Below are 1,405 nucleotides of genomic sequence, written 5' to 3' on the forward strand. Positions count from 1 at the left end.
TGTAGCTGCCAATATCTTTGGTATCAATATCCCCCAGCCGGGTGTTGCGATCCGCCTTAAGCACATACGGCAGCGCAGCGATTGTCTGCGGCAGCGGCTGCAGTCCGGCCATCAGCATACCTGCATGCGGCCAGCCGGTATAAATCGTATCCTCCGCGATGATCTGGTTGCTGATCAGCTCCTCGGTCGCCTGGTAAAAATAGATCTTACCATCGCGTCCCTCTTTAACGATGGCACCAACGGCAATGGCCACAACCTTTAAAGCATCCTTTTTGTTTTGCGTTGGGATGTAGCCGGTTAGCTTAATCCCAGCGACGTTAGGATGGACGTAGTGATCATAACCGATTAGGATATCATCAACGATATCCGCGACCACGGCATCCTGCCAAAACGGAGAGAAATATTCCTCATCGTCCAGCAGCATGTTTAAAATGCCGTAAGCTTTGCAGGTCAGTTTGGCGGATTTACTGGATGGTGGATCCAGATAATACTTGCCCATGTTGATCCGCTCATAAATTCCGGTCTTGCGGTTTTTGACCCCGGCCTGCACCCGCACCTCCTGCCCTTTTTTAAAATAGCGCAGCAGATCTGACGGGTTGAGCAAGTCATACTTGCGCTCATAGTTTTCCAAATTAAACGATAGCTCGTTGGGGTACAAGGTGTTGCTCAGTAAGGATACCTGCTCTTTAACCTTTGCCCCCTGTGTTTGCTCGCCTGTCAGCGCATACGTCAGCCCGAAATCAATCTCGTAAAGCTTGACATAGGTCTGCGGGTTTTGTGTCTGGATCATCTCGATCTCAACGCGGTCATAGCCGTCAACGCTCTGGCCAAACTCCTGCTTAGCCGGCGCTTCGCCGTAGTTTAACGATCCGACGGTCATCGTATTAAATTGCCCGACGGTAATGTTGGCGCTGTTAAACGTCTCAACTGTCCAGGCTGGATAAAGCAGCTTGTGCTCTGCCAACAGCTCATCCCCACGATACCACCGGCAGACAGACTCCACAGGCTTGCTATACTCATCGTAGTAACAGGTGATCCCAGCCGAGCTGTGCCGCTTATCAAACTGCACCGTGATGATCTGTGGCCGGATAAACTCGCAGTTATCATCGGACAGCTCCGACCACCAGCCGACCTTTTCCCGGCTGTAATCGTCCGGTAGCAGCGTCATGGACCCATCAAGCAAAAACTGATCGTACTCACAAGTTGCAAAACGTTTAGGGATATCCCGATCTCCGTCATACACTTCAGCGAGATGAGCCAGACGCTGCTGACTTACAGCCACATCACTAATATCTCCTTTAGCGGTATTGTCAAAAACGTCGATGTCTATCTCGGCTTCCGTATCCCTATACTTATAAATAGAGTTCTCAAAAAAGGTCTGCGTTGTTTTAGCCATCCTGCCGCC

The 1,405-nt window shown here is 50.6% G+C and carries 1 protein-coding gene; it reads right to left on the reverse strand.

Annotated features, from left to right (window positions below; all coding sequences use genetic code 11):
- Positions 1 to 1,282 (reverse strand): hypothetical protein (locus tag I2D94_RS18085; protein ID WP_195397913.1); only part of this gene is annotated, 1,282 nt, incomplete at its 3' end.
- Between the last annotated feature and the right edge of the window lie 123 nt (positions 1,283 to 1,405).

It is taken from the genome of Holdemania sp. 1001302B_160321_E10, from assembly GCF_015552275.1.
In the GTDB taxonomy this organism is placed as follows: domain Bacteria; phylum Bacillota_I; class Bacilli_A; order Erysipelotrichales; family Erysipelotrichaceae; genus Holdemania.